Source organism: Streptomyces sp. Je 1-369 (genome assembly GCF_026810505.1).
Taxonomy (GTDB): domain Bacteria; phylum Actinomycetota; class Actinomycetes; order Streptomycetales; family Streptomycetaceae; genus Streptomyces.
This window is the reverse complement of sequence record NZ_CP101750.1, coordinates 7,996,754-8,015,484: the sequence shown is the minus strand read 5'-3', so window position 1 is coordinate 8,015,484 and position 18,731 is coordinate 7,996,754. Positions and strand designations below refer to the sequence as shown.

The window sequence follows — 18,731 nt, the reverse complement described above, 5'->3', positions numbered from 1 at the left end:
GCTACGGGTCGACGCTCTCGACCGGCTGACGCAGGACGGTCCTCAGCTTCTCGGGGGCGGTCCTGCGCGGGTCACTGAGGTAGATCTCGTGGTGCAGCCCCGTGGGCCGCAGGCGCTGGGCGGCGAGGTAGGTGTGGTGGAGTTCGTGCAGCACGGGCGCCTCGTCGTCGTAGGAGCCGATGTGCAGCACTTGGGCACTGCGGCCCTCGTGAAGGGTGAGGTGCCGGACCCGGGAGATCGCGGGGAGCTTCTTCTTGACCAGAGCGGCCTGTCCGGCGTCCTCGATCATCTCCTTGGTGATCCAGGACGGCATGCCGATGAGCATCGTCCAGCTCCAGGTGTCCTTGGCGCCGCTGGTGAAGGCCTCGGGCGTGTCCGCCCACCACAGCCCTTCCAGCGGGGCGACGACGAAGTCGCCGCCCGCCGTGCGCTTGGCCGCGAACTTGAGGGTGTAGGCGACCGCGTAGAGGGCCGCGACCGCTTCGGTGTAGGCGGGCGCCGTGTTGGGGTCTCCCGCGCCGTCGAGGGCGATGAACTGCTGCTCGGGCACGTCCACGATCGCCCAAGCCGTGTTCTTGGGCGCGTAGCACTCTTTCCGCTCGCGCTTGACGTCGTACGGCGCCATGGGTGCCTCATTCCTCTCGTCTGCCCCCCCATCTTGCCGTGCGGGCCCCGGTCTCCGGCCCGCCCTCTCGGCGGGCGGGCCGGAGACCCCGGGCTCAGGAGTTCGTGCAGCCCTCCACCGTGGCCCGCGACGCGTCGCGGATCAGCGCTTCGTGCGCCGCCTTCACCCGCTGCACGTCCGGCTTGACGACCTTGCGGTCATAGGTGAGCAGTCCGTTCAACTCGCCTTCCACATCGGTGATCTGGGTGTAGACCGCGCCGTTGTTTCCCTTGCAGGCGAGGGCGCGGACTTCGCCGAGTTTGGCGATGTAGTCGTCCGTGTACGTCGCCGGGTCCACGTCGACGTAGCTCTGCTGGACGGACCAGGCGTGGCCGGGCACCGCGAGTCCGAGGCCGCCGTACTCGCCGACCACCAGGGCCCGCTTGCCGTCGGGGCGCGGCGGGATGGCGGGGCTCGGGTAGCCGTGCTCGTCCATGATGTCGCCGGTGCCTCCGTCGGCCCCCAGGTTGAGCCCCGACATGTTGTTGACCAGCCGCGTCGGGTCCCAGGCCTTGGCCTGCTCGGCGATGCGGCCGATGTCGTACTGGCCCCAGCCCTCGTTGAAGGTCACCCACATGACGATCGACGGACTGCTCGCGTGCTCGTCGATCATCTGCTTCATCTCGCGCTCGTACTGGGCGCGGGCGGCCGTGTCCGGCGTGCGTCCCGCCTCCATCGACGGCATGTCCTGCCAGACGAGGAGACCCAGCTTGTCGGCCCAGTAGAACCAGCGGTCGGGTTCGACCTTGATGTGCTTGCGGACCGAGTTGAAGCCCATTTCCTTGTGCATCCTGAGGTCGTACGCGAGGGCCTCGTCGCTGGGTGCGGTGTGCAGGCCGTCCGGCCAGAAGCCCTGGTCGAGCGTGGCCATGAGGAAGACGGGCTTGCCGTTGAGGACGGTGCGCGGGGTGCCGTTCACCTTCTCCACGGCGATGGACCGCATGCCGAAGTAGCCGGTGACGCGGTCGCTGCCGACGCGTACCTGGAGGTCGTAGAGGAACGGGTCGTCCGGCGACCACAGGCGGGGGTCGGCGATCTTCAGCTTGAGCGGCTTCCCGGTGCGTCCGCTGAGCTCGGCGACCTTCTTCCTGCCCTCGTACGCGGCCGCCGTGACCGGCACGCCGTCGCGCACGCCCCGCGTCTCGACGGTGACCTGTTTGCTCTCGACGTCCGGGGTGATCTTGAGGGAGTCGGCGTGGTCGGCGGCCACCGGCTCCATCCACACGGTCTGCCAGATGCCGGACGACGGGGTGTACCAGATGCCGCTGGGGTCCAGTCGCTGCTTGCCGACGGGCGGGTTCGCGCCGTTGTCGGCGTCGGTCGGGTCGTAGACGCCGACGATGAGTTCCTGGGTGCGTCCGGGCTTCAGCGCGTCGGTGACGTCGGCGGTGAACTTGTCGTAGCCGCCCTTGTGTTCGGTGACCTTGCGGCCGTTGACGTACACCTCGGACTGCCAGTCGACGGCGCCGAAGTTGAGGTTGAGCCGCTTGCCGTCGCCGATCCGCCAGTTCTTGGGGACGGTGAAGGTCCGGCGGTACCACATGCGGTCCTCGTGCCGCTCGATGCCGGAGAGCTGGGACTCCACCGGGTAGGGGACGAGGATCTTCTCCTTGAGGTTCTTGCCGACCGGGGGCTTCTCGCCCGCTTCGGCGGCGGCGAACTGCCAGGAGCCGTTGAGGTTCTGCCAGTCCTTGCGCTTCAACTGCGGCCGGGGGTACTCACGGTGGGCGTTGCCCGGGGTGACGTCGTCGGCCCACTTGGTGCGCAGCTGATGCTCGGAGTGGTTGGGGCCGCTGGTCCAGAACTGGCCTACGGCGTCCCCGTCCTTGCCGTTCAGGCCGCCCTTTCCGTCGTAGCGGATGTCGGCGAGACCAGGGGCGTCGCCCGCCTTGTTGCCGACTACGGGTTCCTTCAGGCCGACGAGGAGGCTGCGCTCGTCGGCGGGGTCGGTCCTGACCGTGCCGAGGGGCCACTTGGCGCCGCCGATGACGGCGTCGAGGTGGTCGGTGAGGCCTGCGGGCGGGGTGGCGAGCTTCTGGGCGAAGTCGAGTTTCAGGCTGCGGCCGTCCTTGAGGACGGTGGCGTTGACGGCGCCGTCGTAGTCGAAGTCCGCGGGGATGCGCAGCGCGGTGCGCGGGACGGCCTTCTTCTCGCCGCCCGGCGGGGTCCACTTCAGGCGGAGGTTGGAACCGCCGTAGTGCTCGAAGTACTCGACCTTGATGTCGTAGGCCTTGCCCGCCGTCAACTCGACGGGCTTCGAGCTCTGTTCCTTGTCCCAGTCGTCCTGCCAGTGGTCGATGGCGATCCTGCCGTCCACCCAGAGGCGGAAGCCGTTGTCGCCGATCATCGAGAAGGTGGTGGCGCCGGTCTTCTCGGGCACGATCCGGCCGGTCCAGCGGACGCTGACGTCGTCGGTCTGTCCGGTGGTGGACTTGAGGCGGGATTCGAGGTTGCCGAAGTCGATGTCGGGGTCGAGGCCGGTGGCCTTGAGCTTGTCGAAGTCGAAGGCGCCCGGGGCGGACTGGGTGAAGTACTCGCCCTTGAGGCCCTGGATCTCGACGGGGTCGTCGGCGGCGGTCGCGGCGGGGACCGCGGTGAGTCCCGCGATGCCGAGGGCGCCCGCGAGCAGCAGGGCGAGGTGTCGGCCCAGGTGTGCGGGGCGTCCGGGATGTCGTCTGAGGCGCACGGATCCTCCTTGGTGAGGAAGGGTGGCGGCTTGTCGCTGCAGTCGGTACAACGAGTCTGTACAACGTTGGAAGGAACGACAGTTGGCATGACAGCACGCGTTCCGGCGCGCTGTCCAGGGTCACGACAAACGCCCCGGCGGGCCGGGGCGGCCACCGACGCAGGGAGATCCAGTGCGGGTTAGCCTCAAGGACGTCGCGGAGCACGCGGGCGTCTCGATCAAGACCGTCTCGAACGTGGTGAACAAGTATCAGCACGTCGCCCCGGCGATGCGGGCCCGCGTCCAGGAAGCCATCGACGAGCTCGGATACCGACCCAACCTGACGGCACGTCACCTGCGCAAGGGCCGCACCGGGATCATCGCGCTCGCCGTCCCCGAGCTGGGCAACCCGTACTTCGCCGAGCTCGCGGGCGCCGTCATCGACGCGGCGGCCGAGCACGACTTCACGGTGCTGCTCGACCACACCCGCGGCGACCGTGAGCAGGAGGTCCTGGTCAGTCAGGGTTTCCGGGCCCGGGTGATCGACGGTCTCATCCTCAGCCCGCTGGAACTGGAGGCGGAGGACCTGCGGGCCCGCGAGGACGACGTGCCGCTGGTGCTGCTCGGGGAGCGGAGCTACGACCTGGACTACGACCACATCGCCATCGACAACATCGCCGCGAGCCGTACCGCGGTACGTCACCTCATCGGGCGCGGCCGCACTTCGATCGCCTACCTGGGCGCCCGTACGGACTCCGCGAACCGCCCCGCCCACCTGCGGCTCCAGGGCTGGCGCGAGGAGCTGACGGCGGCGGGGATCGCCGCGCCGGAGAGCCTGGTGGGCCCGGTCGGCGGCTGGGACCGGTGGGACGGGGCGAAGGCCATGGCGCGGATGCTGGACGCGGGGGTGCGGCCCGACGCGGTGTTCGCGTACAACGACCTGGTGGCGATCGGCGCGATGCGGGTGCTGCACGAGCGTGGCCTGCGCGTGCCGTGGGACGTTGCGGTGGTGGGTTTCGACGACATCGCGGAAGGGCAGTTCGGAGCCGTCACGCTGACCACGGTGGCGCCGGACAAGCAGGCCATCGCGCGTCTCGCGGTCGAGTCGCTGTTGCCCAAACTGGCTCATCCGGAACGGACCGGCGGACGTGAACTGGTCGCCGACTTCCGACTGGTGGAGCGGGAGAGCACGCTGGGCCGACGCTGAACGCCGCCCGCGCGATCCGGGTGCCCGGCGTCCCCGCGAAGAGTGCGCGGAGGGTTTACAGCGTCCTTTCAACGATGTAAAAAGCTCCCCGTACCGCCGAGTTGACCGCAAGTGCCGTCTCTCCCGTGAGCGCTCTCAGTGCCGGGGCCGTGCCGTTTGGGGATCCGATGAAGCCGACCACTCTTCTCCGCCGTACCTCCGCGAGGACCCTCGTCGCCACCGGTCTCGCCGCGAGTCTCCTGTTCGCCGCCGGATGCGCGAAGTCCGAGGACGACGAATCCGGCGGCGACAGTGCCGCGTCGCAGGACCAGGCCGACGCCGGGCAGGAGGTCGCGTCGGACGGCGACGCCGGTGGCAGGACCTGCGCGATCGGCGCGTACGGCGGCGAGAAACTGGACCTGAAGCACGCCACCGTCGGCTTCTCGCAGTCCGAGAAGGAGGCCAACCCGTTCCGTATCGCGGAGACGGCCTCCATCAAGGCCGAGGCCGAGAAGCGCGGCGTCAAGCTGCTCACCGCCAACGCCCAGTCGCAGTTCTCCAAGCAGATCAGCGACGTCCAGGACCTGATCGCCAAGGGCGCCGACCTGCTCGTCATCGCACCGCTCAACTCCGACGGCTGGGAGCCGGTGTTGCGCGCCGCGGGCGCCAAGCACATCCCGATCGTCACCATCGACCGCAAGATCAACGCGACGGCCTGCAAGGACTACGTGAGCTTCATCGGCTCCGACTTCGTCGAGCAGGGCAGACGCGCCGCGGACCGGATGATCGAGACGACCGGCGGCAAGGGGAAGATCGCTGTCCTGCTCGGCGCCGCGGGCAACAACGTGACCACCGAGCGCACCAAGGGCTTCCAGGACCGGATCGCGGAGAAGGCCCCGGGCCTCAAGGTCGTCTTCAAGCAGACCGGCGAGTTCGCGCGGGAGAAGGGCCAGCAGGTCACCGAGCAGCTGATCCAGTCCAAGCCCGACATCACCGGGATCTACGCCGAGAACGACGAGATGGGCCTGGGTGCCGTGAACGCCCTCAAGGGCGCGGGCAAGAAGGCCGGCGACGTGAAGATCGTGACGATCGACGGGACGAAGGGCGCGGTGCGCGGCATCGTCGACGGCTGGATCGACGGCGTCATCGAGTCCAACCCCCGCTTCGGACCGCTCGCCTTCAAGACGCTGGACGCGTTCACCAAGGGCGAGAAGGTGTCTCAAGACATCGTTATCAAGGACAGCGCCTACACCAAGGACAACGCCAAGGCCGACCTCAACAAGGCCTACTGACATGCTCTCGGTGTCCGGCCTGTGCAAGTCCTTCCCGGGCGTACGTGCCCTGGACGGGGTCGACTTCACCGCGCGCGCGGGCGAGGTGCACGCGCTGATCGGCGAGAACGGCGCGGGCAAGTCCACGCTCATCAAGGTCCTGACGGGCGTGTACGCGCCGGACGCGGGCGAGGTGACGTACGACGGCCGCCCGGTGCGCTTCGCCACCCCGCTCGAAGCGCAGCACGCGGGCATCTCCACCATCTACCAGGAGGTCAACCTCGTCCCCCTGATGAGCGTGGCCCGCAACCTGTTCCTCGGCCGCGAGCCCCGCGGCCGCCTCGGTCTCATCGACTTCGGCCGGATGCACCGCGAGGCCGAGGAGGCGCTGCGGGGCCTCGGCGTCCGCGTCGACGTGCGCCGACCGCTGCGTGAACTCGGCCTGGGCGCACAGCAGATGGTGGCGCTGGCCCGCGCGGTCTCGGTCGACGCGCGTGTCGTCGTGATGGACGAGCCGACGTCGTCCCTCGAACCGCGCGAGGTGCAGACCCTGTTCGGCGTGATCCGCATGCTCCGGGAGCGCGGCATCGCGGTGATCTACGTCAGCCACCGCCTCGACGAGCTGTACGAGGTGTGCGACGCCGTCACCGTGCTGCGCGACGGCAAGGTGGTGCACACCGGCCCGCTCGCGGAGCTCGACCGGCTGCGGCTCGTCGCGCTGATGCTGGGCCGCGAGATCCAGGACGTACGGGAAGAGGGCCTCACCCAGTTCACGGGCGCGCACGAGGCGACCACCGAACCCGTTTTGCGTGCGGAGGAGTTGACCGCTCGCCACCGGCTGCACGGGGTATCGGTCACCATCAGGCCCGGGGAGGTGGTGGGGCTCGGCGGGCTGCTCGGCTCGGGCCGCAGCGAGACGGCGAAGGCCATCGCCGGGGCGCTGCCGACCGACTCCGGGACGGTCGCGATCGGCGGCACCCGCATCCGTACGGGCTCCACGCCCGCCGCCATCCGCGCCGGCATCAGCCTGCTCCCCGAGGACCGCAAGGCGGAGGGCATCGTCCCCGGCCTCTCGGTCCGCGACAACATCGCCCTGGCCGCGCTCCCCCGCCTCTCCCGCCTCGGCCTGGTCAACGAACGGAGCATCGACGACGTCGTCGACACCTTCATCGACCGCCTGCGCATCAAGGCGTCCGGCCCGCACCAGAAGGTCGGCGAGCTCTCCGGCGGCAACCAGCAGAAGGTACTGCTCGCCCGCTGGCTCGCGATGCACCCCAAGGTCCTGCTGCTCGACGAGCCCACCCGCGGCATCGACATCGGCGCCAAGGCCGAAGTGCAGGCACTCGTCGACGAGTTGGCGGCGGACGGCCTCGGCGTGCTCCTCATCTCCTCGGACATGGAGGAGCTGCTGGAGGGCTCGGACCGGGTGATCGTACTCAAGGACGGCACGGCCGTCGCGGAACTCACCGGCACCGCGGTGACGGAGGAGAACCTGCTGCGCGCCATGGCGACGGACCCCGCGAAGTCCGGCGCATGACCCACCACGACCGGCGGACAGGCTCTCACAGCAGCGCACCGGCCCCGCACCCACGGAGCTCCCCATGACCGACCTCGCCCTCGGCCGCACGGCCGCCGACCGCGACCGCCTCCTGCGCCTCCTCCAGAACTACGGCGTCTACCTGGGCGTCGCCGTCCTCCTCCTCGTCAACATCGCCTTCACTCCGCACTTCCTGTCCGGCGAGAACTTCCGCACGCAGGCCGTGCAGGTCGCCCCCGTCCTCGTCGTGGCGCTCGGCATGGCCCTGGCCATCGGCAGCGAGGGCGTCGACCTCTCCGTCGGCTCGGTGATGGCGCTCTCCACCTCCCTCGTCTCGCTCTACCTCGGGTACGGGATGTGGGTCGCCCTGATCGTCGCGCTGCTCGGCGGCATGGTGGTCGGCCTGGCCAACGGGTCGCTCATCGCGTTCATCGGCGTCCAGCCCATCGTGGCGACGCTCGCCCTGATGGTCGCGGGCCGGGGCCTCGCCCTGGTCCTCCTCCCCCAGCTCAAGGACGTCCGCGACCCGACGATGGCGTCGCTCGGCTCCGGCGACCTGCTCGGCATCCCGTACCTGGTGCTCATCGCGACGGCCCTCGCACTGCTCGTCGCCTTCGTCGTGCGGCGCACCACGTTCGGCCGGCAGCTCCTCGCCATCGGCGACAGCCGCCCGGCCGCACTCCTCGCGGGCCTGCCGGTGCGCCGCGTGCTCATCACCGTGTACGTCGTCTGCGGCGCCCTCGCCGCGCTCGCCGGGGTCCTCGCGACCGCGCGCCTGAGCGCCAGCGACCCGACGTCGCTCGGCAACCTGATGGAACTCTCCGCGATCACCGCGGTGGTGGTCGGCGGCACCCCGCTGAGCGGCGGCCGCGTCCGCATCGGCGGCACCGTCGCGGGCGCGGTCCTGATCCAGCTGCTCACGGCCACGCTCATCAAGCACGACCTGCCGCCGTCATGGACGCAGATCGCCCAGGCCGTGGTGATCGTCCTCGCGGTCTGCGCGGCGCGCGAGAGGGGCAAGCGATGACCATCGACACGAAGAGTCCGGCGGATCCCGTGGACCACACCGCCCAGGAGGAACAGGCCGCGGGCCCCTCCCGCTCGGAGCGCCTGAGCGCCCTCGCGCAGCAGCACGGCGCGCTCGTCACCCTGATCGTCGCGGTGGCCGCCGCGTCGGTCGGCTTCGACACGTTCATGACGGCCGACAACATGGAGAACATGGCGGTGTCCTCCGCGTTCCTCGCGGTGGTCGCGCTCGGCATGACGTTCGTCATCGTGACCGGCGGCATCGACCTGTCGGTCGGCTCGCTGTTCGCACTCGGCGGGGTGCTCGCCGCCTGGGGCTCGCGGTACGGGACGGCCGTGGCGCTGCTGCTGCCCCTCGCGGTCTGCGGGCTCATCGGACTGGTCAACGGTCTCCTGATCGCCCGTGCGCGGCTCGCGCCGTTCATCGTGACGCTCGCGGCGATGCTGGCGGCCCGCGGCATCCTCCTGTCGGTGACGGACGAGGGGTCGAAGACGTACCTCGTCGACAAGGACTCCTTCTTCGCGACGCTCGGGCAGGGCAAGGTGCTCGGCGTCGGCGCCCCGGTCTGGATCACGGTCGCGCTGTTCGTCGCGGGCGCGGTCGTGCTGCGCCGCACCCGCTTCGGCCAGTACGTGTACGCGGTCGGCGGCAACGAGGACGCGGCGGCGCTGATGGGCGCCCCCGTGGCCCGTACGAAGATCGCCGTCTACACGGTGTCGGGGCTCTGCGCGGGACTCGCCGGGGCCCTCAACGCGGCCTGGCTGGTCTCCGGGGTGACGATCCTCGGCTCCGGCATGGAGCTGGAGGCGATCTCCGCGGTCGTCATCGGCGGCACGCTGCTCACCGGCGGCTTCGGGTTCATCAGTGGATCACTGGTCGGGGTGCTGCTCCTCAAGGTCATCCAGAACGTCATCAACCAGATCGGCTCGCTCGACTCGGCCTACCAGCAGGTGGTCAGCGGCGCGTTCCTGGCGGTCGTGGTGGTCGCGCAGACGTGGCTGGGGCGCAGGCGCCGGGTGCTGTGAACGTGGACCGGGAGTTCACATCGGTACGGTCTGGCCCTTGCCCAGGGCGATCACGCCGCCCTTGGACACCGTGTACAGCTCCTCGTCACGGTCCGGGTTGACGCCGATCGTCGCGCCCGGCGGTACGTCGACGTTCTTGTCGAGGACGGCGCCCCGCACGACCGCGCCGCGCCCGACCCGTACGTTGTCGTGCAGCACGGAGCCCTGGACGACCGCACTCTCCTCGACGGTCACGCCGGGCGAGAGGACGGAGCGGGTGACCTGGCCGCGGATGACGCAGCCGGGGCTGACGATGGACTCGCCCGCGATGCCGCCCGCGCAGAACTTGGCGGGCGGCAGGCCGTCGGAGTGGGTGTAGATGGGCCAGCGGCGGTTGTCCAGGTTGAAGACGGGGTGGTCGGAGATCAGGTCCATGTGGGCTTCGTAGTACGAGTCGAGGGTGCCGACGTCGCGCCAGTAGCCGTGGTCGCGCGGGGTCTCACCGGGGACGTGGTTGCCGTCGAAGTCGTACACCTGCGCCATGCCCCGCTCGGTGAGCAGCGGCAGGATCGAGCCGCCCATGTCGTGCGCCGACTGCTCGTCCTCGGCGTCCTGCTGGAGGGCGTCGACGAGGGTCTTGGTGGTGAAGAGGTAGTTGCCCATGGAGGCGTAGACCTCGTTGGGAGAGCCGGGTAAGCCCGGTGGGTCGGTGGGCTTCTCCAGGAAGCGCTCCACCTTCATCCCGTCCCGCGCGGGCGTGATGATGCCGAACGACGACGCGTCGGTACGCGGCACCCTGATCCCCGCCACGGTCACTGCGGCGCCGTTCTCGATGTGCTGCTTGAGCATGTGGCGCGGGTCCATGCGGTAGACGTGGTCGGCACCGAACACCGCTATGTAGTCGGGCTGTTCGTCGTGGACGAGGTTGAGGGACTGCAGGATGGCGTCGGCGCTCCCCAAGTACCAGTGCGGGCCGAGGCGCTGTTGCGCGGGCACCGGCGTCACGTAGTTGCCGAGCAGGCTCGACATGCGCCAGGTCGTCGATACGTGCCGGTCCAGCGAGTGCGACTTGTACTGCGTCAGGACGCAGATGCGCAGGATGTCCGCGTTGACGAGGTTGGAGAGCACGAAGTCGACGAGGCGGTAGGTGCCGCCGAACGTGACCGCTGGTTTGGCCCGGTCGGCGGTGAGCGGCATCAGCCGCTTCCCCTCCCCGCCGGCGAGCACGATTCCGAGCACCGAAGGTCCACCGCGCATGCGTGCCCCCTACTTGTCGGCTGTCTGTCCGGCTATCTGTCGGCGTGCAGGATCTCCTCGTACACCTCGACCGTGCGCCGGGCTACCGCGTCCCAGCCGAACTCCCTGAGGACACGGTGGCGCCCGGCCCTGCCCATGGCGCCGGACCGCTCCGGGTCGGTGGCCAGCCTGTTCATGAGCAGCCCGAGATCGTGCTCGAAGTCGTCGGGGCGGCTTTCGCGGTACGGCACGAGCAGCCCCGTCGTGCCGTCGCTCACGACTTCCGGGATGCCGCCGACCCCTGAAGCGACCACGGCGGTGCCGCACGCCATCGCCTCCAGGTTGACGATGCCGAGGGGTTCGTACACCGAAGGGCAGACGAACACCGCCGCATGCGTGAGGAGTTGGATGACCTGCGGGCGCGGCAGCATCTCCGGGATCCACTGGACGCCCGCCCGGGTCCGGCTCAGCTCCTCGAAGAGTATGCGGAACTCGCGGTCGATCTCCGGGGTGTCCGGGGCTCCGGCGCACAGGACGAGCTGCACGTCCCGGTCCAACTTCCTTGCGGCGCGCAGCAGATGGGGCACGCCCTTCTGCCGGGTGATGCGTCCGACGAACAGGACGTAGGGCCGGTCGAGGTCGATGCCGAGGCGCTCCAGGACGTCGGTGCCGGGGTCGGGCCGGTAGAGCTCGGCGTCGATGCCGTTGTGCACGAGGTGGACCTTGGCCGGGTCGATCGCCGGGTAGCAGGCGAGGATGTCCTCGCGCATCGCGCCGGACACCGCGATGACGGCGTCGGCGGCCTCGGCCGCGGTGCGCTCGGCCCAGCTGGACAGGGCGTACCCGCCGCCCAGTTGCTCGGCCTTCCAGGGGCGCAAGGGCTCCAGGGAGTGCGAGGTCATGACGTGCGGGACGTCGTGCAGCAGTTTGCCGAGGTGGCCGGCGAGGCTCGCGTACCAGGTGTGGGAGTGGAGCAGTTCGCGTCCGGCGAGCGACGCCGCCATGGAGAGGTCGACGGAGAAGGTGCGCAGCGCGTCGTTCGCTCCGTCGAGCGCGGGCCACGCCTGGTGCCGCATCAGCCCGTTGGAGGCGCCCTCCCCCCAGCAGTGCACGTCGAGGTCCGTGAGGGAGCGCAACTCCCGTGCGAGGAACTCGACATGGACGCCCGCTCCGCCGTAGACATCCGGTGGATACTCCCGGGTGAGCAGCCCCACTTTCACGTAGAACCCTCCGTCGTCCGCCCGATGTCGGCCGCGCCATCTCATGGTCACCCAGACGCGGCCCCGGGGGAAGACCGCTGCGGCGGCCGTTCGAAGCAGCAGTCCCCGCACAGTCCGCCGCCGGGGCAGCGGTAGTACAGGCAGCAGCTGCGGCGCCGGAAGGCCGGGCCGGTCAGGGTTCCGGTGCCGCGCAGGGTGCCGGTGCCGCGGAGGTCGGGGTGGTCGAAGAGTTCGCGGGCCAGTGCGAGGGCACGCTCCCCGACGTCCTGGCGCCCCGCCCGTCCGGCCCAGCCGTGCAGTTCGCGGGCCGCCCCCGCGAGCGCCGACCCGGCGTTGCCCCACAGCAGCCCGGCGGAGATCCGGTACCGGGCACGCAACGCGGCGGACAGCGGCTCCAGATGGCCGTGCTGCACGACGTCCCGTACGGTCGCCGCGTCGCCCGGCAGCGGGCGTACGTCCGTCAGCCACAGGTCGTCGGGCGAGGTGCCGTCCGCGTCCCAGTGCAGCAGCGCGGGGCCGAGGTCGGGCACCCGCCCGTACAGCGCGGCAGAGCCGAGCGCCACGGACCAGAGCCGGGCGGCGAGCCCCAGCTGGGCCACGGACACCGCGATGCGGTCCTCGGGGGCGCCGAGCCGGTCCGCCACCTTGCGGACGCGGAAACCGATCGGATCACCGGATTCCGGTGCCGCGGGCCGCTCCGTAGGCCTCGCCGCGGACCTCTCCGCGTACACCTCGGAGAACGGCGTCGCGCCGCCGCGCGGCGGGCCCGCGCGCAGAGCGAAGAATCCGCCGACGGAGCCGAGTTCTGCCAGGTTGATGAGGGTGGTCACGACAGAAGTACAGCAAGCGCGACCGCGCCGCCCGCCTCCGGGGTCCCCCTTGAGGTCACTCTCCGCGCCTAGGGGGTAACCCCTCCGGGGGAGGACACGGACAAGGTCGTACTCCATCGGTAGTAGGACGGATTGCCTGCTCAAGTACGACGACTTGGAGGCGTTCCGGCGTCATCGTTGTCATCATGGAAGCAGACCGTTCGCCAGACCGGGTCCACCGGACGCACCGCACCCCGCGGAGCACCTCATGAGTGCTTTGGCACTGTCCGTGCTGCTCTCCCTCGTCTCAGCCGTCGCGTACGCGGGCGGGGCGATCCTCCAGGAGCGCGTGGCGGCGACGACCCCCGGGCAGCGGTACGCACCGCTGCGCCGAGGTGCCTGGTGGGTCGCGATCGCACTCAACGGCCTCGGCGCCCTCCTGCACGTCGTGGCGCTGGCCTACGGCCCGCTGAGCCTGGTCCAGCCGCTGGGCGCGCTGACCATCGTCTTCGCCCTGCCCATGGCCGCCGTGTTCGTACGCCGCCGGGCCGGAGCCACCGCGTGGCGGGGCGCGCTCATGGCGACGGTGGGCCTCGCCGCGCTCCTCTCGCTCACCTCGTCGTCCGACTCCCAGACCCTCGCCGACGCGGAGCGCGTCGTGCTCGCCCTGGTCACGGGCGGCGGTGTGCTCGGCCTGATGGCGGCGGCGCACGCGGCGCACCGGCATCCGGTGATGCGCAGCGTGCTGCTCGCCTGCGCGGCGGGCGGGGCCTTCGGCATCGCCTCCGTCTTCACCAAGACGGTGGCGGTCGACCTGGACCGGAACATCGCGGTGGTCGAGCAGCTCCCCAGCCTCGCCGTGATCGCCGTGCTCGCGGCGGCCGGCGTGCTGCTCTCGCAGGCCTCGTACCGCGGTGCGGGCCTCGCCGCGCCGCTGTCGACGGTGACCGTCGTGAATCCGGTCGTCGCGGCGGCGGTCGGTCTGACCCTGTTCGGAGAATCCTTCCGCCACGGCGCCACGGGCACGGTTCTGGCGCTCGGCAGCGCGGTCGTGGCCGCGTGCGGCCTGATCCTCCTCACGACGGAGCGGATCGCGCGGGAGACGTCGACGTCCACGGTGACGGTGGCGCAGGGCGGCCCTTCGTCCGCCGAGGCGACGGGGGCGCCGTCGCGGGAGGAGCTGTCGCGGATGGAGCTGTCGCGGGAGGAACCGTCGCAGGGGGAACGATCAGCGGCGGAGGGACCGGAGCGGCGTTCCGCCTCGGACGGGCTGCCAGCGGTGCCTGCTCAGCAGCCCTCTCAGCCCTCTCAGCCTTCTCAGCCGGTGGTGGCCCACCGCAGGACGCGGCCGCGGTATCCGGGGCGGCACGAGCGCATGGTGTCCTGACGTGTAGGTGCGGGTTTTCGCAGCGCCGGCGCTCTGACGCGCCGGCGCTTCGTCGTTCCTACGGCGGTTCCGCGGACCAGCGCGCCTCTCAGATGCGCACGCCGCGGGCCCGCAGGTAGGCGAGCGGGTCGACGTCGGACCCGAAGCCGGGCCCCGTCCGCACCTCGAAGTGCAGATGCGGGCCCGTGCTGTTCCCGGTGGACCCGGAGCGGGCTATCCGCTGCCCGGCACCGACCTGCTGTCCCGCCTTCACCGAGAGCGCCGACAGGTGCCCGTACTGGCTGTACTTGCCGTCGGCGTGCCGGATGACCACCTGGTAGCCGTAGCTGCCGCCCCAGCCCGCCGAGACGACCCGGCCGGCGGCGACGGCCTTGACGGACGTGCCGGTGGGCACGGGGAAGTCGACGCCGGTGTGGTAGCCCTTGGACCAGGAGCCGCCCGCCGCGCGGTAGGGGGTGCTGGGCGAGGCTGCGACGGGGGCGGAGGCGCCGGACGAGGAGGTGCGGGGGGCGGCGTTCTTGGCCTGCGGGGACCGCTGTTTCTCGGCCTGCTTCTCGCGCTTCTTCTCAGCGGCTTGCTTCTCGGCGGCCTTTTTCTCTGCCGCTTTCCGCTCGGCGGCCTTCCGCTCGGCGGCCTTCCGCTCGGCAGCCCTCTTCTCGGGATCCGGTTTCGCGGGATCGGGCTTCGTGGGAGCGGGCTTCGTGGGAGCGGGCTTCGTGGGTGCCTTCTGCCGGCCATCGGTCCGCCCATGGACCGAAAGCCGCTGGCCTGGCGTGATCAGGTCGGGGTCGTCGCCGATGACACGCCGGTTGGCGTCGTACAGCTGCTGCCAGCCGCCCCGGACCCGGCGGTCGTCGGCGATGCCGGAGAGGGTGTCTCCGTGTATCACGGTGTACATCTCGGCCGTGCCCGCGGCGGACTGCGGGGTCACTTCGGGCTTGACGTCCTTGACGTCGCGCTTGGGCCGCTCGGGCTTGCCCGCGGCGGCCTTGCCGGGGCCACGGGCAGGAGTAACGCCGGGCGAACCGCCGCCGCGGGCGAGTCCGGCCTTCGACGAGCAGACCGGCCAGGCGCCGGGCCCCTGCGCGTCGAGGACCTTCTCGGCGACGGCGATCTGCTGGTCCTTGGAGGCGCGGTCGGCGCGCGGGGCGTAGGCCGTACCGCCGTACGCCTCCCAGGTGGACTGCTTGAACTGGAGGCCGCCGTAGTAGCCGTTGCCGGTGTTGATGCTCCAGTTGTTGCCGGACTCGCAGGCCGCGACCTTGCTCCACGTGTCGACGTCTGCGGCTCCGGCGGTACCCGCGACGGTCAGCGGGAGCGCCATGCCCGCGCTGCCCGCCGTGACGGTCAGCGACGCGCGGTTGATGCGGTTCGGCTGATACCGGCGGTGCCGGCCGCGTACGGCCATTGGATGCCCCCTCGGACACACGTCATCACGGATTGCGCACAGTGCGCTGCACAGCGGTCACACGACAAGCCCGCAAGCTAGCGGGTCGGTGTTTCCGTGACAAGAGCGTGCGAAGGAGCGGAGGTTGTGCGAATCAAACCCTCAAGTACTGCTGCAGCCACTCCAGTTGGACGCGTTGCTGGTAGGGGCCACCGCCCTCGTGATCGTTGAAGGCGTACACCTCCATGGAACGTTCCCTTCCCGCGTACGCGTTGAAGGCCGCGAAGACCGTCGAGGGCGGGCAGGTCATGTCCTGGAGGGCCGCGGAGAAGAGCGCGGGCGCGCGGCCGCGGGCGGCGAAGTGGACGCCGTCGAAGTACGACAGGGTCTGGAAGACCCGCTCCTGGCCGCCCCGGCGGGCCTTCAGATAGGCGCCGATCTCGCTGTACGGAGGGCGGTCCGTGAGGGTCGTCGCGCGCGGGAAGTCGCAGAGGAAGGGGACGTCGGGCGTGACGGCGGCGAGATCGGGCACGAGCCCGCCGACGGCGAGGGCGAGTCCGCCGCCCTGGCTGACGCCGAGCACGGCGACCCGCGTCTCGTCCACGAGCGGGTGGGACCGGGCGGCCTCGACTGCGCGTACGGCGTCGACGTACAGGCGTCGGTAGTAGTAGTCGTGCGGGTCCTCGATGCCGCGGGTCATGAAGCCGGGGTGCGCGGGCCCGCTGCCCACCGGGTCCGGGGTGTCGCCCTGCGCCCACCCGCCGCTGCCCTGCCCGCGCGTGTCCATCACGAAGTGCGCGAATCCGGCCGCGGCCCACAGCAGGTGCATATGGGGCAGCCCGCGTCCACCGCCGTACCCGATGTACTCGACGACCACGGGCAGCGGGTCGCCTCCCTCGGCCCCGGCGGGCAGGACCAGCCAGCCCTTGACGGGGTGCCCTCCGAACCCGGCGTAGGTGACGTCGAAGATCCGCACCCCGGTCAACGGCGACTCCACGACGTCGAACCGAGCGTCGAGTCCGTACTGCCGTGCCTCGAGCAACGTCTTCTCCCAGAAGGCGTCGAAGTCCTCGGGCTCGGGCAAATCGGGCCGGTAGCGGCGGAGTTCGTCGAGGGGCAGGTCGAAATGGGGCACGGGCGACTCCTTTTGAGGCAAGGCGGGGTCCTTTTGAGGCAAGGCTGGGCTCAGAAGGTCACGCTATGTCAGGGATCCCGCGGCCGACAGCGAGTTCGTCCGGTGCCCGCGGCTCCGACCACGGGCATACCGCGTACCGCGGCAGCCTTTCGGGCCCGGCCTGCCGCGCCGCATGACGACTTGTCCCGAGTGGGGCATGGGGCGTGGGCCGACTGGGCCCACGCCCCTTGAGCGCACCGACGGCAGCCTCAGCGCATGGGCCCGGGCTGCGGTTCGGGCGCCGGGTCGGGGCCCGGCTGCGGGATCGGCGACGGAGGCGGCGGATCCGGGCTGGGCCGCGGCTCCGGGCGCGGTACGGGATCCGGGTCCGGGAAGGGCCTCTCCGGCTCGGGCGGCGGCACGGGGTCAGGGAAGGGCCTGACAGGCCCCGGGGTCGGTGCGGGATCGGGGAACGGTTGAGTCATTGCACTCCTCCAGCAGTGGTACGCCAGCGGTTCCTCCCCGCGTACCCGACGCCCCCGCGCCCAAGCCTTCCACGGTTCCGGGCACCCTGCCCGCGACAGACACCCACCGCCGGGCCCTGCCGTCCGAGCCCACCCGGCCCGCCGTCGCGACCCGCACCGAGACCACCCCAGGCCTTACCCCCGCCCGCTCCCCGCGGCCAGCGCCGCCGCAGACGCGAGCCCCAGCCTGGGACTGGACAGCACCGGCACCCGCGCCCGCACCTCCGGAACCAGCGCCTCCGCCCCCGCCATGGAGGCTTGGGCCAGCACGATCACATCGGCATCGGCATCCCGCACCGCACGCACCGCCCGGGCCACACTCTCGGCATACCCGACGGCGTCCCCCGCCTCGAACCGTTCCCACGCCTCCTCGACCACCACGGCCCGCACGGAGACGTCCCGCCCGGCCCGCAGCGCCTCCTCCTCGATGAGCGCGGAGGTCGGTCCGACGGTGGACGCGACCGTGGCGATCACAACGACCCGGGAGCCGGCGGCGACGGCCGCGGCCGCCATGGGCCGGTCGACACGGACCACCGGAACCTCCAGATCCGCCCCTAGCGCCTCGGCCACGCCACCGATGGTGGAACACGTACACAGCACGGCCGCCACCCCATCACCACCCCCGGCAACGCGCACAAGGGCATCCCGCACCGCGGGGACGACGGCGTCCGCCCCTTCCCGCCGAGCCCGACCCAGCAGCCCCTCCACCACGTGATGACGAAGTTCGAGCCCTGGATGATCCGAGTCCCGCAGCCCGTCAAAAACGGGCACGTGCACGGGAGAGGTATGGAGAACCCCCAACGTGCCCATCAGACGGCGGCTGGACGGCTCTGCGGATTGCGCACCATGTCCGGGTCCCCCGGCACGGCCTCCGCGGGGTCGTCCCCGAGGGCGACCACGCGGTTGCCCTCGTCGACATGCACGACCCGCGGCCGCAGCGCCCGCGCCCCGGCGTCCTCGACCTGGGCGTAGCTGATGATGATCACCTTGTCGCCGGGATGCACGAGATGCGCGGCCGCACCGTTGATCCCGATGACACCACTCCCCCGCTCACCCTCGATGGTGTACGTCTCCAGCCGGGCACCGTTGGTGACATCGACGATGTGAACGAGCTCGCCGGGCAGAAGATCGGCGGCGTCGAGAAGATCCGCGTCGATGGTGACGGACCCTACGTAGTGCAGGTCGGCCTGGGTCACGGTGGCGCGGTGGATCTTGGACTTGAACATGGTACGCAGCATCGAGGTGCTCCTGGACCTAGGCTCCCTGCCTGCGTTTTTGCAGGTCAAGTGCGGTTTCCTTACTTTACAACGAGTCGCACGTCCGGGCAGCATTCCCCAGGAATTTCAGGACTCATGCTGACCACTTGCTGACTTTTCTGACGTGACGTCAGGAAATCAGAGAAGAGCTGCACCCGCCCCCGACCCCACCGCGACGACCACGCAAGCCTACGCAGCGCCCTCCGGACGGCGTCCGTGATCACCGTCACTCCGGCGACGTGGACGGTGGTCGGAAGTGAGGGCGGTCGAGCGAAGCCGGGCCGCCTCACAGCCATCGACCCGCCAGCCCGGGTCGCCCCATGCACCCAAAAGGAGAAACCCACGGTTCAACAGCCCCTGAGGGGCCGAAGCGGCGCGGGTTTTAGCAGCGATTCGCCGATTAGCGAAACCGGCGATTTTCATGACCATCGCTGTAGCTCGTCC

At 70.7% G+C, this 18,731-nt stretch carries 15 protein-coding genes; 6 read left to right on the top strand and 9 right to left on the bottom strand.

Features of this window, described 5'->3' with window-relative positions:
- Position 1: 1 nt before the first annotated feature.
- Positions 2-625 carry a GyrI-like domain-containing protein gene (locus NOO62_RS35565; protein ID WP_268774907.1) on the bottom strand — a complete coding sequence of 208 codons (624 nt, stop codon included), beginning with the start codon at positions 623-625 and terminating at the stop codon, positions 2-4.
- A 94-nt stretch (positions 626-719) separates the two neighbouring features.
- Positions 720-3,350: a PA14 domain-containing protein gene (locus tag NOO62_RS35560; RefSeq protein ID WP_268774906.1), complete on the bottom strand. Its 2,631-nt coding sequence runs from the start codon at positions 3,348-3,350 to the stop codon at positions 720-722.
- A 172-nt stretch (positions 3,351-3,522) separates the two neighbouring features.
- Here NOO62_RS35560 and NOO62_RS35555 point away from each other — a divergent pair, with 172 nt between their 5' ends.
- The 5 genes from NOO62_RS35555 (at position 3,523) to NOO62_RS35535 (ending at position 9,375) form a co-directional block, all read left to right on the top strand.
- Positions 3,523-4,536, top strand: a complete 1,014-nt coding sequence (locus NOO62_RS35555; protein WP_268774905.1) for a LacI family DNA-binding transcriptional regulator — start codon at positions 3,523-3,525, stop codon at positions 4,534-4,536.
- A 167-nt stretch (positions 4,537-4,703) separates the two neighbouring features.
- Positions 4,704-5,807, top strand: a complete 1,104-nt coding sequence (locus NOO62_RS35550; RefSeq protein ID WP_268774904.1) for an ABC transporter substrate-binding protein — start codon at positions 4,704-4,706, stop codon at positions 5,805-5,807.
- 1 nt (position 5,808) lies between these two features.
- Complete coding sequence (locus tag NOO62_RS35545; protein ID WP_268774903.1) at positions 5,809-7,323, top strand: sugar ABC transporter ATP-binding protein; 1,515 nt, start codon at positions 5,809-5,811, stop codon at positions 7,321-7,323.
- A 64-nt stretch (positions 7,324-7,387) separates the two neighbouring features.
- The gene (locus NOO62_RS35540; protein ID WP_268774902.1) at positions 7,388-8,350 is read left to right on the top strand and encodes an ABC transporter permease; all 963 of its coding nucleotides are present in this window, start codon (positions 7,388-7,390) and stop codon (positions 8,348-8,350) included.
- The gene (locus tag NOO62_RS35535) at positions 8,347-9,375 is read left to right on the top strand and encodes an ABC transporter permease (RefSeq protein ID WP_268774901.1); all 1,029 of its coding nucleotides are present in this window, start codon (positions 8,347-8,349) and stop codon (positions 9,373-9,375) included. Before NOO62_RS35540 ends, NOO62_RS35535 begins: the two co-directional genes overlap by 4 nt.
- Positions 9,376-9,390: 15 nt before the next feature.
- Here the strand turns inward: NOO62_RS35535 and glgC are convergent, their stop codons facing one another.
- From glgC to NOO62_RS35520, 3 genes are read right to left on the bottom strand one after another with little or no spacing between them, the layout of a single operon-like run.
- A complete protein-coding gene (gene glgC, locus NOO62_RS35530; RefSeq protein WP_268774900.1) occupies positions 9,391-10,611 on the bottom strand; it encodes a glucose-1-phosphate adenylyltransferase in 1,221 nt (406 codons plus the stop codon).
- A 32-nt stretch (positions 10,612-10,643) separates the two neighbouring features.
- Entirely contained in the window at positions 10,644-11,810 is a 1,167-nt protein-coding gene (glgA, locus tag NOO62_RS35525) for a glycogen synthase (protein ID WP_268774899.1), read from the bottom strand.
- A 47-nt stretch (positions 11,811-11,857) separates the two neighbouring features.
- On the bottom strand, positions 11,858-12,640 hold the full coding sequence (locus NOO62_RS35520) for a (2Fe-2S)-binding protein (RefSeq protein WP_268774898.1): 783 nt from the start codon (positions 12,638-12,640) through the stop codon (positions 11,858-11,860).
- Between the two features lie 247 nt (positions 12,641-12,887).
- Here NOO62_RS35520 and NOO62_RS35515 point away from each other — a divergent pair, with 247 nt between their 5' ends.
- Complete coding sequence (locus NOO62_RS35515) at positions 12,888-14,006, top strand: DMT family transporter (RefSeq protein WP_268774897.1); 1,119 nt, start codon at positions 12,888-12,890, stop codon at positions 14,004-14,006.
- A gap of 88 nt (positions 14,007-14,094) precedes the next feature.
- Here NOO62_RS35515 and NOO62_RS35510 read toward each other — a convergent pair whose 3' ends face one another.
- The 4 genes from NOO62_RS35510 to panD form a co-directional block, all read right to left on the bottom strand.
- The gene (locus tag NOO62_RS35510; RefSeq protein ID WP_268774896.1) at positions 14,095-15,414 is read right to left on the bottom strand and encodes a transglycosylase family protein; all 1,320 of its coding nucleotides are present in this window, start codon (positions 15,412-15,414) and stop codon (positions 14,095-14,097) included.
- Positions 15,415-15,547: 133 nt separating this feature from the next.
- Entirely contained in the window at positions 15,548-16,528 is a 981-nt protein-coding gene (locus NOO62_RS35505) for an acetylxylan esterase (RefSeq protein ID WP_268774895.1), read from the bottom strand.
- Between the two features lie 638 nt (positions 16,529-17,166).
- Positions 17,167-17,841: an aspartate/glutamate racemase family protein gene (locus NOO62_RS35500; protein WP_268774894.1), complete on the bottom strand. Its 675-nt coding sequence runs from the start codon at positions 17,839-17,841 to the stop codon at positions 17,167-17,169.
- Complete coding sequence (gene panD, locus NOO62_RS35495) at positions 17,841-18,269, bottom strand: aspartate 1-decarboxylase (RefSeq protein WP_268774893.1); 429 nt, start codon at positions 18,267-18,269, stop codon at positions 17,841-17,843. Before panD ends, NOO62_RS35500 begins: the two co-directional genes overlap by 1 nt.
- Positions 18,270-18,731: the final 462 nt, after the last annotated feature.